The following is a 509-nucleotide window of genomic DNA, read 5'->3' as shown; positions in this document are numbered from 1 at the left end:
CCCTATAATGCGCCACCACTGACCGACACAACGCTGACAAAGCGTGTGAGGCCAGGCAGAGCAAAGCAAATAAGCGCTTGACTCTGCGGGCGAAAAGCGTAGTATACGCAGCCCGGCTGAACGAGAATATTAATTTTTATGTCAGCCTGCTCTTTAACAATTAATCAGACAATCTGTGTGGGCACTCACAAGACCGTATCACAAAAAAATACATTAAGTCTTGAAGAGTGAACAACAGTTAATTCATAACGAAATAACAGTCAGTTTCTTTGAGCATCAAGCTTTTAATTGAAGAGTTTGATCATGGCTCAGATTGAACGCTGGCGGCAGGCCTAACACATGCAAGTCGGGCGGTAACAGGAAAGCGCTTGCGCTTTTGCTGACGAGCGGCGGACGGGTGAGTAATGTCTGGGGATCTGCCCGAGGGCGGGGGATAACCACTGGAAACGGTGGCTAATACCGCATAATGTCGCGAGACCAAAGTGGGGGACCTGAAAGGGCCTCACGCC

Annotated in this window: 1 rRNA gene; it reads left to right on the top strand. The window is 49.3% G+C overall.

Going from position 1 to position 509, the window contains the following annotated elements:
* Window positions 1–285 precede the first annotated feature (285 nt).
* Window positions 286–509 (top strand): 16S ribosomal RNA (locus tag ABR397_RS23215); the annotation flags it as partial.

The organism is Photorhabdus viridis, assembly GCF_040256935.1.
In the GTDB taxonomy this organism is placed as follows: Bacteria; Pseudomonadota; Gammaproteobacteria; order Enterobacterales; family Enterobacteriaceae; genus Photorhabdus; species Photorhabdus viridis.
This window is presented reverse-complemented; position numbering and strand designations above follow the sequence as displayed.